At 53.1% G+C, this 14,292-nt stretch carries 11 protein-coding genes; 9 read left to right on the plus strand and 2 right to left on the minus strand.

Annotated elements, in window-relative coordinates; all coding sequences use genetic code 11:
• Window positions 1-40: 40 nt before the first annotated feature.
• Together tssG and tssF are read right to left on the minus strand one after the other, a co-directional pair.
• The gene (gene tssG / locus AAIE02_RS00605; protein WP_008454357.1) at window positions 41-1,069 is read right to left on the minus strand and encodes a type VI secretion system baseplate subunit TssG; all 1,029 of its coding nucleotides are present in this window, start codon (window positions 1,067-1,069) and stop codon (window positions 41-43) included.
• Window positions 1,066-2,946 (minus strand): type VI secretion system baseplate subunit TssF, encoded by a 1,881-nt coding sequence (gene tssF / locus AAIE02_RS00610; protein WP_498531796.1) that lies wholly within the window; start codon window positions 2,944-2,946, stop codon window positions 1,066-1,068. The genes tssG and tssF overlap by 4 nt, the downstream gene beginning before the upstream one ends.
• A 368-nt stretch (window positions 2,947-3,314) precedes the next feature.
• On the opposite strand from tssF, the gene tssH reads away from it, so the two are divergent.
• From tssH to tssJ, 9 genes are all read left to right on the plus strand, one after another.
• Window positions 3,315-6,011 (plus strand): type VI secretion system ATPase TssH, encoded by a 2,697-nt coding sequence (gene tssH / locus AAIE02_RS00615; RefSeq protein WP_498531797.1) that lies wholly within the window; start codon window positions 3,315-3,317, stop codon window positions 6,009-6,011.
• A 77-nt stretch (window positions 6,012-6,088) separates the two neighbouring features.
• Complete coding sequence (locus AAIE02_RS00620) at window positions 6,089-6,622, plus strand: fimbrial protein (protein ID WP_008454360.1); 534 nt, start codon at window positions 6,089-6,091, stop codon at window positions 6,620-6,622.
• A gap of 115 nt (window positions 6,623-6,737) precedes the next feature.
• Complete coding sequence (locus AAIE02_RS00625) at window positions 6,738-7,493, plus strand: fimbria/pilus periplasmic chaperone (protein ID WP_498532638.1); 756 nt, start codon at window positions 6,738-6,740, stop codon at window positions 7,491-7,493.
• Between the two features lie 83 nt (window positions 7,494-7,576).
• Complete coding sequence (locus AAIE02_RS00630) at window positions 7,577-10,213, plus strand: fimbria/pilus outer membrane usher protein (RefSeq protein ID WP_008454364.1); 2,637 nt, start codon at window positions 7,577-7,579, stop codon at window positions 10,211-10,213.
• Window positions 10,204-10,791 (plus strand): fimbrial protein, encoded by a 588-nt coding sequence (locus AAIE02_RS00635; RefSeq protein WP_498531798.1) that lies wholly within the window; start codon window positions 10,204-10,206, stop codon window positions 10,789-10,791. Before AAIE02_RS00630 ends, AAIE02_RS00635 begins: the two co-directional genes overlap by 10 nt.
• Before the next feature lie 86 nt (window positions 10,792-10,877).
• The gene (tssB, locus tag AAIE02_RS00640) at window positions 10,878-11,402 is read left to right on the plus strand and encodes a type VI secretion system contractile sheath small subunit (RefSeq protein WP_008454368.1); all 525 of its coding nucleotides are present in this window, start codon (window positions 10,878-10,880) and stop codon (window positions 11,400-11,402) included.
• A gap of 15 nt (window positions 11,403-11,417) precedes the next feature.
• Window positions 11,418-12,917 carry a type VI secretion system contractile sheath large subunit gene (gene tssC, locus AAIE02_RS00645; protein ID WP_336983038.1) on the plus strand — a complete coding sequence of 500 codons (1,500 nt, stop codon included), beginning with the start codon at window positions 11,418-11,420 and terminating at the stop codon, window positions 12,915-12,917.
• Between the two features lie 209 nt (window positions 12,918-13,126).
• A complete protein-coding gene (locus AAIE02_RS00650) occupies window positions 13,127-13,612 on the plus strand; it encodes an Hcp family type VI secretion system effector (protein WP_008454370.1) in 486 nt (161 codons plus the stop codon).
• Window positions 13,613-13,752: 140 nt separating this feature from the next.
• Window positions 13,753-14,289 carry a type VI secretion system lipoprotein TssJ gene (gene tssJ, locus AAIE02_RS00655; RefSeq protein WP_166994309.1) on the plus strand — a complete coding sequence of 179 codons (537 nt, stop codon included), beginning with the start codon at window positions 13,753-13,755 and terminating at the stop codon, window positions 14,287-14,289.
• The last annotated feature ends 3 nt before the right edge of the window (window positions 14,290-14,292 follow it).

Below are 14,292 nucleotides of genomic sequence, written 5' to 3' on the forward strand. Positions count from 1 at the left end.
GTCTTTTCATCCATGGTTACGTTCTCTTCCAGGCGAAGGGCTACCGGCGGTACATCTCGGGCTCAAAGCTCATCCCGAAAACGGGGGTTTCGCTGGCCTCTCTTTCCAGCCAGCTCGCATAACCCAACTGGTGGCTGCCGTCTAACGTGGCCCGGGGCACCTGATCGGCGGCAAGCACCAGCTGCACATCCCAGGCATACTCAAAGCCGATAAAACTTCGAACCAGCTCGCGCAGCACCGCCATATCGCTGCCCCAGGGGCTGAACAGCATGTACTGAGCCAGCGTGAGCGGGCCCATCATCAGCTTGAATTTATGCTGCCGGTCGAGGACGGTATTCCCGAGGATGGCCCCGTCGCCCAGCAGCGCGGCGTAGCGGTCGTCGCCCAAAGCGGTTTGATCTTTTCCCTCAAGGAAAATCCACTGCAGCTCAAACTCTTCCATCTGCACCGGCACCTGGAAGTAGTACTCCATGGCGCCTAGCAGGCCATCAGGGTTACGTGCTTCTCGAATCAGGTGTGCGGATGACGCCAGGCGGGCGTGAATCGGCAGCGGGGCGGGATCGAGCTCGGAGGGATCTAGCCCCACCAGGCTGCCCACGTAAAATGAAAAACGCTCGTCTTCTTTACGATCGAGCGAGGCGGTGTCCTGCGATAAGAACCAGGCCCGATAAAACTGGCTCAGCGCCCGGTGGTGGAAGATATCCACGAAATCAATCAGCGTCGGGTCGTGCTGTTCGTAGCGGGAATAAGCCAGCTCAGAGAGGTGCAGCGGCATTGCCCCCTGAGCGCCCCAGATCCCCAGCCCAAAAAGCTGCAGTTTGATTTTGTCGTCCTGCTGATGGATGGCCGCTATCTCTCGAGGGGAGAAGGCCATGCTGGAGATCTGGCCGAGCCTGAACCGCTCCTGAGAGGGGAGAGCGGCCTTACCCGGCGGCGGCAGGGACGGCGTGCGGGCGGCAATAGCCCGCATAATGCTGATAAATCCCGCATCCCAGGGGGCGCTGGGATCGAACCAGTTTTCCAGCCCTGGCGGTAATGACGAGGCCTGTGGCAACTTCGGGAGGGTCATAGCGCGCCTCGCCTGCCCGGGCGCGCTTTCCAGCGGGCGACCAGGCCTCGCTGCATGGAGTGCAGCTCAGTTTCGGTAAAAATATTGATGGCGGCATGCCGCGACAAATAGTTCTCCATAATCAGCCCAAACAGATAAGGGCTGACCCCGGAGAACCCTTCTTCGTCAACCGTCAGGCTACAGTTCACGCCGCGCCCGTAAACCAGCAAGCCCTCATCCGAGAGGCGGCGAACCACCGGGCGGGTCTGGCAGCCCACGAGACTGTTAATTTGCGCCATGGACTCCAGATCGGAGGCGGTAGTGAACAGCCGCAGCATATTACGCAGCGCCTCGCCCCCTTGAGCATGGTCCATATCCGACAGCGGCAGATAGTTGAAGCTCAGCTGACGAATCAGGCGCCATGCCGTTTCACCGAGAGCAAACGGTGAGCGGGGCGCGCTGGGCGTACTGACAAAGCGCGCGCCGTGAATGGGAACCGAGTCCGACATTGTCAAATCGAGGCTGCCGCTGCTGGTCAGCAGGCGGGGCAAATCACGATTGGTGACCATCGCATCGACCAGCAGATAGCGAATATGCTCGCCGTAAGGTGCTTCTTGCTGATCAACCAGCGAGATAAAGATTTCAGTCCCGCTGTAGGGCGTGCGGGTATCGTATTTTCGGCTGCTGGACTCTTTGGTTCTCACCGTGCGGTTGACGGAAAAATAGCGGCCAAAGTTGCCGGTATCGCTATGGCGGGTCTGATAGAGCGGGTTAAAGGTCAGCTCTTCGCTGGTTTCGGCCTGCAGACCAAACACTTTATTGACCGAGAACACCTCATAGTCGAGAGGACGGCTGCGGTCCGGCACGATATGAAAGTTATTGAGCGCCCGGTTGACCTCAATTCTGTCGACACGTTTAGGGAAAAGGTTAATGACGGGCGTGCAGAACAGCAGAAAGCGCGATGCGTCCAGGTGGGCGACTAAATCCTGCGGTAACTTATTTAACAGGATAATTATCTCTACTTCATTGGTGTTATTATCCGCGAAGGATTCAGCCAGCTGCGTGAGTGAGAAAAAATAAAATCTTTCACGGCAGGAAATATATTCCTGAATCAGCGTATGGCCATGAAACATATTCCACTGTAGCGGCAATAAGCTCTGATCTGGCGCCATGCCTTCAAATTTCAGCGGCTGTTCATTGATGACATGATAACGGTTTTTTTCCCGTTCTCCGCTGCGCACCACCATCGCAACGTGACTGCCGTGAAGCAGTTCGAACGTATGAGAGACGATACGCTCATCGCCCTGGATATATATCGGCAGTTCATTTAGCCCCTTCAGTTCAGAAAAGACCAGCTCTCCCTGCAACTTTAGTTTAATTCTCAAAGCACCTTTTAATTGATGATGCTTAATGCGGTAATGTTCAAGGTTAGGGATATCCGGGGGGATTGAGGTCAGGCGTACCTCGGCAATTTCCAGCGGCCAAAGCGTCACATCCTGGTTATTTCTGAACTCGCAGCGGGTCATCTCACCGGGCAAAATGCGGCTATAAAAGGCGCTTTGTTTTGGGATCCTGTAGCCCTGGGTGAGATCGCCTTCGCTGAGGTTAGGCTCCAGCTGCACCACCCCCATCGAGGGGGTTGGGGAATTATAGTTCGGATAGACAATGTCCAGCAGGCGCTGGGTAAATTTGGGAAACTCAGCGTCCAGCTTTATCTGCGTTCTGGCGGATAAGAAGCAAAACGCCTCGATTAAACGCTCAACGTAAGGATCGGCAATCTCAATGCCGTTCATCCCCAGGCGCCCGGCAATCTTGGGATGACGTTCGGCGAACTCTTGCGCCATTTCTCTGACGAAAGTTAGCTCCCGGTTGTAGTAATCCAGAAAGTTGTGTTCCACTTGTCACCCTGTCAATTATTACAGCAAATATGTTTTTGCCATGCTGGAGATAAATATTTGAAGACAGAAAAAATCTTTTTTGTCGGAGGCGTTCTTCTGTTTATGAACCCGATTCTAAAAGTAAACGTTAAATTTTCGTATGCCTGCATCATGCGTTTTAGAGAATTTAAGAATGACTTCCGGGCGTAATTCTTAAAACCCTTGATGTTGGCCAGTAAGGGTTTTTATTTCAATTTTTGTTAATTACTATGCCCTCCAGGTAACGTTCCGTGATGCGCTTAATGCGTTGTTTCGGCTCTCTGATCCACGTGGATAAGTGGATGAATAAAACAATCGAATAATCGAATTAAAACAGGGCGAGTTTTATCGTGGCGATAACCAGAAAAAACCTATTCGGTAAGCTAAATACCATCTTGTTTAAAGGCGTAGAGAGCGCCACAACGCTGTGTAAATTACGCGGTAACCCTTATGTTGAACTGGTGCACTGGTTAAATCAGATATATCAGCAGCAGGATAGCGATATTCGACACATCATTCGGCACTTCGAGCTTGATGCGGAAATGCTGGAGCGTGATTTTTCTCAGGCGCTGACTCGCCTGCCTGCCGGGGCCAGCGCTATCTCTGATTTCTCCTATCACATTGAGCTGGCCATTGAGCGCTCGTGGGTATTTGCCAGCCTGGAATGCCATAACACTTGCATCCGCAGCGGCCATTTGCTGATTGCCCTGCTGACGACGATGGAGCTGCGCCGCGCGCTGTTCGCTATCTCTCCGGCGTTTGAAAAAATTCCTCTCGAACATTTAAGTAAGGATCTCGGGTACATCACCCGTGAGTCGGCGGAACAAAATGATTTAGCCGGTGGCGCAGCGGTATCCGACGAGGCCGGGGTGCCTGGCGAAGCCAGCCACGCAATGGGCAGCGCTCAGGGCGGTGGGCTGGCGCAGTATTCTACCGATCTGACGGCGCTGGCGCGGGAAGGAAAAATTGATCCTGTGCTGGGGCGCGATAAAGAGATCAACACCATGGTCGATATCCTGCTGCGCCGTCGCCAGAATAACCCGCTGCTCACCGGTGAGGCCGGGGTAGGTAAAACGGCGGTTGTGGAGGGGCTTGCTCTGGCGATTGCGGCCGGGGATGTGCCGCCTTCCCTGCAAAAAGTTCGCCTGCTTACGCTGGATGTGGTTGCCCTTTCAGCAGGCGCCAGCATGAAAGGTGAGTTTGAAGCTCGCCTGAAAGCGGTGCTGGAAGAAGCGGTCAATTCGGCTGAGCCCGTCATCCTGTTTATTGACGAAGTTCATACGCTGGTGGGGGCTGGCGGTAACGCCGGAACCGGCGACGCCGCGAACCTGATGAAGCCGATGCTGGCCCGTGGTCAGCTGCGCACTATTGGCGCGACGACCTGGAGCGAATTCAAGCGTCATATTGAGAAAGATCCTGCGCTGACGCGCCGCTTCCAGGTTCTGCAGGTTGAAGAACCGTCAGAAGCGCTGGCGATTGCGATGGTGCGAGGCCTGCTGCCGGTGCTGGAGAAGCATCACGGCGTGTGGATCATGGATGAAGCTATTCGCGCCGCCGTCAGGCTCTCACACCGGTATATTCCGGCCCGCCAGCTGCCAGATAAAGCGATTAGCCTGCTGGATACCGCCTGTGCCAGGGTTGCCGTGGCCCAGCACGCGCCGCCGGCCGAGCTGCAGATGCTGAAGTTCCACAGCGAGTCGGCCCAGGCCGAGCTGTCGCTGCTGGAAAAAGCCATCGGCTTTGGCAAAGAGGACGATAAGCGCAGAGAGCCTATCCAGAACGCGATTTCTGAACATGCCGAAAACGCTAAGGTTCTGGACAGCCGCTGGAGCCAGGAATGCGAGTTAGTCTCCAGCATTATCGACACGCGTCAGCAGCTTCTTGCGGCCACGGTTGAAGATACCGAAGTATCAGAAACGGAAAAGGTGGCCTATCTGCAGCAGCGTTTAGGAGAGCTTGAAACCACGCTGAGCGAAATTCGCGGCGAGCAGCCGCTGGTGCAGGCCGAAGTGAATGCCGACGTGGTGGCTTCGATTGTGGCGAACTGGACGGGGATCCCGGTCGGGCAGGTGCTTAAAGATGATGTCAGCGCGGTGATGGAGCTGCCGCAGCGTTTGGCCGAGCGCGTTATCGGGCAGCAGTACGCGCTGGACTGCCTGAGCCAGAGCATTCAGACCGCTCGCGCAGGACTGGCGGATCCGAAAAAACCGTTTGGCGTCTTTATGCTGGTGGGGCCTTCCGGGGTGGGGAAAACCGAAACGGCTTTGGCCATTGCCAGCCAGCTGTATGGCGGTGAGCAAAACCTTATCACCATTAACATGAGCGAATACCAGGAAGCCCACACCGTCTCTTCCCTGAAGGGCTCACCTCCGGGCTACGTGGGCTACGGCGAGGGGGGCGTATTAACCGAGGCCGTCAGGCGTAAACCCTACAGCGTCATTCTGCTGGATGAAGTGGAAAAGGCGCACTCAGACGTGCACGAATTGTTTTTCCAGGTCTTTGATAAAGGATCGATGGAAGACGGTGAAGGGCGGCAAATCGACTTCCGTAATACCATTATATTGCTAACAAGTAATACGGGGAGCGACATTATTAGCAGCGCTTGTGCGGATCCTGAAACCCTGCCGGGCGAAGAAAGTTTGCTGAAGGTTATTCAGCCTGCTTTGCTGAAAGTCTTCCCGGCAGCATTTTTAGGTCGAGTTACCGTAATACCTTATTTACCGCTGGCAACGTCTTCACTCCAGCGCATTGTTAATATTCATCTTAATCGTATTGCCGAACGTGCTAAGGCGAATTATGACCTTGAATTAAGCTTCAGCGAAGAACTGGTGCAGCACGTTGTGGAGCAGTGCCCGGTGGCGGAAACCGGGGCAAGGATGCTAATCCGCTTTATTGAGAAAAACATTTTGCCGAAAGTTGGCGTAGCTATCTTAAATTCGACTGGCGCAGCTGCTACACAAAATAAAAATGTGGCCATGCGTGTGGCTTATTCACATGAGAAAGGCATTGAACTTATCCATCAAACGGAGGAATTGCCGACGACGTAATTTAAGAAAGTTGCACCAGGAATTATGTATCTACTGTTTATAAAGTTTTTACTTACTGAAATATAGGGAATTATATCATGCGCAATTTTAAAATGACGCTGTGCGCCATGGCTTTGGCTGCGGTATCAACTTCTGCCCTGGCGGCGGATGAAACGCAGGGCACCGTCACCTTCAACGGTCAACTGATTGCCGAAACTTGCACCATCGCCAGCGATTCTGTCGATCGCCAGGTTCAGCTGCCAAAGGTGTCTATCCAGACCCTGAATGCCTCCGGCACAACCGCGGGTTCTAAAGGTTTTGATCTGAACGTTGAAAACTGCCCTACCGGCATCACTCAGGTGGCTGCGCACTTCGAAGCCGTCGGCAGCAGCGGCGTAAACAGCCAGACCGGTAACCTGACCAACAGCGCGACCACCGGTGCCGCAACCAAAGTTGAAGTTCGTCTGTACAACTCCGACGAGCAGCAGCTGAAACTGGGCGAAACCGGTGCTCCGGCCCCTGTAACTGGCGGTAAAGCGACTATGCGTTACTACGGTGGTTACTATGCGACCGATGCCACTACCGCAGGTTTGGTTCAGGCGAAAGCTAGCTACACCCTGGCATACCCATAACAGGTTTGCTTCTAAATGAAGTGCGGGGCGAGCAATCGCCCCATTCTTAAAACCTGCTTTCATTATCAGGTAGATGTTATACGCGCAGGGCCGTGCTATGAAATATCAATATGCAATATTCTCAAAACTGACAGCTTTATTTATTCTCCTGCTGGCCGTCTCCCAGTCGGCGTTTTCTGGGATGACGATATCCGGTACCCGGATTATATTTCCCAGCGGTGAAAGAGAGCAGACGGTGCGTACGACAAATAAAGGCCCGTCGCCTTTGCTGGTACAGGTTTGGGTCGATGATGGTGGTAAAAATGACGACATTAATAAGATAAAAGTTCCTTTTACCACTACGCCGCCCGTGTATCGTGTTGATCCGGGCAAAGGGCAAAGTATCCGTCTGATATACAATGGCATGAATCTGCCTCAGGATCGAGAATCTGTATTTTGGTTCAATATGTTAGAGATCCCACCAATGAAAGAGGGGGCCAAAGAAACGGACCATCTGGAGCTGGCCTTCCGCACCCGAATTAAAATATTTTACCGTCCGTCGGTCTTGAAGAGCAGCAGCTCTCAGGAGATTGGTAAATTGACCTGGGAAAATCTGGGGGCAGGAAAAGGCATAAAAGTGAACAATCCTACGCCTTACCATTTCTCTTTTGATAGCGCATCGCTGATGTCCGGGACGGTAAAGCAGCCATTGGCAGTGGATATGATCGCGCCCTTTAGCAGCAAAGTGTTTTTACCAGAAAATAAAGGTTCTGTATCGGGTGCTATTAGCGGTGCAGTCGTTCGTGTCATTAATGATTATGGCAGCGTAATTGAATATCGCTTAATTCCCGCCTCGGGAAATACCTTAACAATAGAAAGAAAGTTGCAATAAATTTCATCGGTTTTTCAACTGAGCCAGAAATGCTTTTTATTTAAGGCCGGATAGCCACGCTTTGTGGTCAGGGAGTCAGGGACGTGAGACTAAAAGAAAGCAAGAAATATGCACGACGAGTCACGCGCGAATCGAAAGTCGCGTTTGCTGTTCGCCATATCCTTATGGCTTCTTTAGGAGCTAGCTTTTCCGTACTGGCTCAGGGAAATACCGCCAGCCTGCCGACCAGAAATGAACAGAGTTCTCGCCCGGAAAGCGTGAAATTTAACAGCGCCTTTATCCATGGGCAGAGCGTTGATGTCTCTCGGTATTTTGAAGGAAACCCTGCTCCAGCCGGAGAATACAGCGTACAGGTTGCGGTCAATGGAGAAGGGCGGGGCCAGTACAAGGTTCTGTTCAAGGACGTAAACGGCAGCGTCGGGGCTGTGCCCTGTTTTAGCCAGGAGCAGCTGGGTCGAATGGGCATTAAAGTGTCACATAACCCGCTCGACGGCGCGGCGCATACCGCCGGAGATGACGGAGACAAACAGTGCGCCACGCTTGACCGCTGGGTTGACGGAGCCAGCGCCAGCTATCAGCCCGGCGACTTCTATCTCGATTTGACGGTTCCTCAGGCCTCCACGGTTCAGTACCCAAGGGGCTATACCGACCCCAATACGTGGGATTCTGGCGTACCCATTGGATTGTTGGATTACAACTCCAACGTCTATGTGCAGCAGACTAACAATCGGTTTGACAGCAAAGACGGGCATTCCGTAAGCGGTAATCTTGGCATGCTGGCGGGACTTAACTTTTTCGACTGGCGGCTGCGTAAACGGTTCAATACCAGCTGGAGCAACGATCAATCGTCCCACAGCCAGTCCCTGTTTACGTATCTTCAGCGCGATATCCCTGTGTTAAAAAGCCAGCTCACGCTGGGCGACAGCACAACCAGCGGCGATCTGTTTGACAGCATGACGGTGAGAGGCGTCCAGCTCCAGTCCGACGATCGTATGCTGCCGGATGGGCTTCGCTATTACACCCCGCTGGTGCGTGGCTTTGCGGAGACCAACGCCAAAGTTCAGGTCAGGCAGCGAGGGCAGGTCCTGTATGAAACGACCGTGCCACCTGGCGCGTTTGAACTGAGCGATATCGGGGCTATGGGCTATGGCGGCGATCTGCAGGTTACCGTGACCGAGGCTGACGGGCGCCAGAGAACCCAGCTCGTACCGTTTTCCTCACCGCCGATGCTGCTTCACGATGGCGTATCACGCTTCGACGTCACCGTGGGCAAATTGAAGGATGACTCGCTGAAAGAAGAGCCGGGGCTGGCGCAGGGATTTTACCAGTACGGCATCGGCAACATGTACACGTTATACGGCGGCGGGCAGCTGGCCGATAACTACAGCGCGCTGGGGATTGGTCATGCCTTCAACACGCCGCTGGGCGGGGTTTCAATGGATATTACCCGCGCACGCAGTGAGCTTGGTAATGGCAGAGTCTCCACCGGGAATAGCTATAACGTTGGCTTCAGTAAATATCTGGATACGACGTCTACCGACGTTACGCTTGCGGCTTACCGCTACTCTTCGAAAGGGTTCTATAGCCTGAGGGACGCGGCGTTAGATCGCTATGGGGCCAAAAGCGATAATTTTATCGTCGATTACCGGACCAAAGAGCGCTTTACCGTGAACGTCGGGCAGCCGCTGTGGAATGGCGCCAGGCTGAATTTGTCCGGCAACTTCTATAGCTACTGGGACGACAGGTCTTCCACCAGCCAGTACATGCTGTCGTACAACAAATCCGAGCGCTATTTCTCCTGGGCGGTGTCTGCGTCCCGGGCCTATAACAGCGACGGGGAGAATATCGATAGCGTGATGCTGTCCGTCAGCGTGCCGCTGGGCCGAGCGAGCATGACCAGCAAACCGCTGTTTAACTCACTTTATTCCTCGGTCAGCCACGATAACCAGGGCGGCAGTGCGGTACAGATGAACGCCATTGGCAGTCAGGGCGAGCAAAACGAACTGAGCTACGGCGTCGGGACTTCCGTTAACAAAGCGAGAAACGCGGGGACGCGCAGCGCGTTCAACGGCAACGTGAACTACAACTCGCCGTTTGGCCAGTTCGGATCAACGGCCTCCGTCGGGAATAAATCGAACCAGCTCTCGTTCTCGGCCAACGGCAGCCTGGTGGCTCATCAGGGCGGGATCACTGCCGGACCTCGCCTGGGCGACTATCCGTTTGCCCTCGTTGAGGCGGAAGGCGCCAAAGGCGCGAGAATGCTGAATGGCTATGGGTCGCAAATTGATGGCAATGGGTTTGCCATTGTGCCTTCGCTGACGCCTTACCGGGAAAATATTGTGGCGGTGAATACCCGCGGCCTGCCGGACACGGTAGACGTCCTGGAAAGCGAGAGCACGGTCATCCCGCGCATGGGTGCGGCGGTAAAAGTGAATGTGAAAACGCTCGTCGGTGAGCCGGTCGTATTGATTGTGAAAGATAGCAAGGGTGAGCCGCTGCCAATCGGGATGGATGTTTACGATGAGCGTGACGCCAGCCTCGGTATTATTGGTCAGGGAGGCATGGCCTTTATTCGTGGCTGGCAGGCTGAGAAAAATAATCTGTATTTAAAAAGTGCTTCCGGTCAGCGACTTTGCACTATTTATTCCGATAGCAATATTGCAAATAAAATGAAGGGCGCGCGTGGCTCTATTACTCAGGTAGAGGTCTTATGTCATTGATGAATACTCTTGCCGGCGGGCGAGGCACTTGCCGTGGCCTGTGTTATGCGGCCCTGGTGGGCGCTCAGTTTTTCGCCGCGGCGAACGCCTGCTCAACGAATTGTTCGATAGATGTTTTCTTTACCGGTAATTACACCGATGAAACCTGCAGTGTGGCGATCAATAACGCCAGCAGCAATGAAATTGTGACGCTCCCACGTGTCGCCGTGGCCTCGCTTAGCCGCGACGGCAATGAGGCCGGCAGCGTTCCGTTCGATATTACGCTCAAGGATTGCCCGGCCAGCAGAACGATAACGGTATTTTTTAATAGCACCATTTCTGCAGCTGATACCGAAACGGGAAACTTAGTGAATAGCAGCGGAACGGACTTAAGCCGCGGCGTTCAAATTAGATTGCGTAAAGAAAATAGTTCGCAGGTCATTATTGATAGTGCTGATTCAGGGCAGGATTACGTTATTTCCGCCACGGCCGAACCATTGAGCCACAGATTTACAGCGAGCTATTACGCAAAAGGGAACTCGACCGTCACCGCGGGCCAGGTTCACGCCGTGGCGGGGGTCGAGCTTGTTTATAAATAACAGGGAGGCTTGCTGATTATTTGAACGTTGACCATCCGACAAGCGACGGTTTATCCATAAACGGTTATTAAAGAGTATTGACTACTATGAGCAAAAGCAACTCGCAAAAATTCATCGCACGAAACCGTGCTCCGCGCGTACAGATTGAGTACGACGTGGAAATTTATGGCAGTGAAAAGAAGATTGAACTGCCGTTTGTTATGGGCGTTCTGGCGGACTTGTCCGGCAAGCCACTTGAGCCGCTTCCCCCGGTCGCCGACAGAAAGTTCCTCAGCATCGACATCGATAACTTTGACGAGCGTATGAAGGCTATGCGCCCTCGCGTGGCGTTTGCAGTCCCGAATACCCTGACGGGCGAAGGGCAGCTGATGGTTGATATGACCTTTGACAGCATGGACGATTTTGCCCCCGACGCCATTGCACGCAAAGTCGATTCGTTATCCCAGCTGCTGGAAGCCAGAACCCAGCTTGCCAACCTGCAAACCTATATGGACGGTAAAGCCGGGGCGGAAAGCCTGGTCATGAAAGTGTTGAACGATAAGTCGCTGCTGAACACGCTGGCTTCGTCGCCAAAGCCAAAACAGGCTGATGAAGCCGCGTCCCAAAAGTGATGAAGAGAGATAATAATGGCTACTCAAGCAGAAACAAATAAACAGGCAGCCCCGCAGGCCGCCACCCAAAGCGACTTTAACGCTTTGCTGACCCGTGAATTTAAGCCAAAGTCCGATCAGGCGAAAACCGCGGTCGAAATTGCCGTAAAAACCCTGGCTGAGCAGGCGCTAAGCACCTCGATCACCATGGCCGATGACGCCTATAAAAACATTGCCGCGATCATCGCCGAGATCGACATGAAACTCTCCGAGCAGATCAACCTGATCCTGCATCACGAAGAGTTTCAGCGCCTCGAAAGCGCATGGCGCGGTTTGCATTATCTCGTCTACAACACGGAGACGGATGAAAAGCTGAAGCTGCGCTTTATGGACATCTCTAAAAACGATCTGCGCCGCAACATGAAGCGTTACAAAGGGATTGCCTGGGATCAGAGCCCGCTGTTCAAGCAAATTTACGAAGAAGAGTATGGCCAGCTTGGCGGCGAGCCCTACGGCTGCCTGGTGGCGGATTACCATTTCGACCACAGCGCGCCGGACGTAGATCTGCTCTCGTCCATCGGTAAAGTGGCGGCTTCCGCCCATATGCCATTTATTACCGGCGCGGCGCCGTCCGTTATGCAGATGGATTCCTGGCAGGAACTGGCTAACCCGCGCGATCTGACGAAAATCTTCACCCAAAACCTGGAATATGCGGCCTGGAACTCGCTGCGCCAGTCGGAAGATTCTCGTTACATTGGCCTGGCGATGCCGCGCTTCCTGGCGCGTTTGCCTTACGGCATCAATACCAATCCGGTGGATGATTTTAACTTCGAAGAAACCACCGACGGGGCCGATCACAGCAAATATGTGTGGTCTAACGCCGCTTATGCGATGGCGGTGAACATCAACCGTTCATTCAAACATTACGGCTGGTGCACCATGATCCGCGGCGTAGAAAGCGGCGGCGTGGTGGAGGATCTTCCGTGCCACACCTTCCCGACCGATGATGGCGGCGTGGACATGAAGTGCCCAACCGAAATTGCTATCTCTGACCGTCGTGAGGCCGAGCTGGCCAAAAACGGTTTTATTCCGCTGGTGCATCGCAAAAATACTGACTATGCGGCCTTTATTGGCGCCCAGTCGCTGCAGAAACCTTCCGAATATTACGATCCGGACGCAACGGCGAACGCCAATTTGTCCGCACGTCTGCCTTACCTGTTCGCCTGCTCGCGTTTTGCGCATTACCTGAAGTGTATCGTGCGCGACAAGATCGGCTCCTTCAAAGAGCGTGAAGATATGCAGCGCTGGTTGAACAACTGGGTAATGAACTATGTGGACGGTGACCCGGCAAACTCTTCTCAGGAAACGAAAGCTCGCCGCCCTCTGGCCGCGGCCGAAGTGGTGGTTGAGGATGTTGAAGGCAACCCGGGTTATTACCAGGCGAAGTTCTTCCTCCGTCCACACTTCCAGCTGGAAGGTTTGACGGTGTCACTGCGTATGGTAGCCAAATTACCTTCGCTGAAAGACGTTGCCTGATAAGGCAATTTAAAAATGGTTGTCTGATTCAGGCAATTTAAATAAAGAATAATCACTTCATTATTCTTTAAAGGTGCGGCCGCGCCGGGGATTCTTGCGCGCCGAAAATGTTGTAGAGAATTTTCATCATAATGAAATTGCTTCTACGACTTAATTTTAACGTTGCACACTGTGTGACACTCTTAAATGAGAGCTGAAAAGGAAATATTATGGCTCAGGATATGTTTATTAAAATTGATGGCATCGAAGGCGAGTCTCTGGATGCTACCCATAAAAATGAAATTGAAGTGCTCGCATGGCGTTGGGCCAGCTCACAGCACTCAAATATGCACAGCGGCTCCGGCGGCGGTTCCGGTAAAGCTACGGTGGACGATTTCTGCTTCGAGCACTATGTCGACAAGGCCAGCACCAACCTGCTGAGCTACTGCCTGTCCGGTAAGCACATCAAAGACATTCAGTTTGTTATTCGTAAAGCCGGTGGCGATCCGCTGGAATACCTGACGCTGAAATTCACCGATGTGATTATTACTCACGTTGAAACTGCGGGCTCCAGCGAAGACGAAACGCGTCCACGTGAGAAGGTGACCTTCGCCTTCACCAAACTCACTCAGGACTACGTGATGCAGAATGCAGAAGGCGCTAAATCCGGCGTTATTTCTACCAGCTACGACGTTAAAGCTAACCTGCGCAGCTAATACTGCCGGGTTATCAAGGGTTTTGCCGCTTCGGCGGCAAAACTTTCTCCAGGCGGGGGAGCGGGATATGTCGCTCCCTGCGCGGGTCGCGCGTTAATTCGATACACATCGTTCAGGAAATAAAGTGCGTGGATAGGGATATGTTTTGCAAAACAGAAAGAAAGAATTGCCGGGTAGCGCTTGTGAAGTGTCTGCTGATTATTGGGCTGGGGACTTTGTTATTTTCCTGCAGCAGCAGTAACGATAAGCAGCCTGCTGGCAGTGAAATAAAAATTAATCTGATTGCAGACAAAGATATTAATCCTAACGATGGCGGCCATCCGGCACCGCTCAACATATTTATTTATAACGTCAAAGAGCGGGATGTTTTCACCAATGCCGATTTTTTTGAAATTGTAGAAGGAAATAATAAAACCCTGCAAACCGCTATATCAAAAGAGTACGAGGCCATCCTTCAGCCGGGTGAGTCGCGTAGCGTCACAATTAAGCCCGATGGTGACGGCAGAACCCTGGGGTTTATTGGTGCTTATCGTGACCTAAATAATGCTATCTGGCTGGCGACATGGACGCGACCGGAAAAGGAAACATCGTGGTGGCGGAACATGTTCAGCGACGACTCGCTGACCCTGCAGGCACATTTCCAAAAAACAGCAATTACAATTAAAAAAATGGATTAAACC

Source organism: Cedecea sp. Ae19-4, from assembly GCF_059801165.1.

Excerpts from the sequence above, each read along its gene's own strand:
- tssG (WP_008454357.1), bottom strand. The coding sequence starts at position 1,069 with ATGACCCTCCCGAAGTTGCCACAGGCCTCGTCATTACCGCCAGGGCTG.
- AAIE02_RS00620 (WP_008454360.1), top strand. The coding sequence starts at position 6,089 with ATGCGCAATTTTAAAATGACGCTGTGCGCCATGGCTTTGGCTGCGGTA.
- AAIE02_RS00635 (WP_498531798.1), top strand. The coding sequence starts at position 10,204 with ATGTCATTGATGAATACTCTTGCCGGCGGGCGAGGCACTTGCCGTGGC.
- tssB (WP_008454368.1), top strand. The coding sequence starts at position 10,878 with ATGAGCAAAAGCAACTCGCAAAAATTCATCGCACGAAACCGTGCTCCG.
- tssC (WP_336983038.1), top strand. The coding sequence starts at position 11,418 with ATGGCTACTCAAGCAGAAACAAATAAACAGGCAGCCCCGCAGGCCGCC.
- AAIE02_RS00650 (WP_008454370.1), top strand. The coding sequence starts at position 13,127 with ATGGCTCAGGATATGTTTATTAAAATTGATGGCATCGAAGGCGAGTCT.
- tssJ (WP_166994309.1), top strand. The coding sequence starts at position 13,753 with ATGTTTTGCAAAACAGAAAGAAAGAATTGCCGGGTAGCGCTTGTGAAG.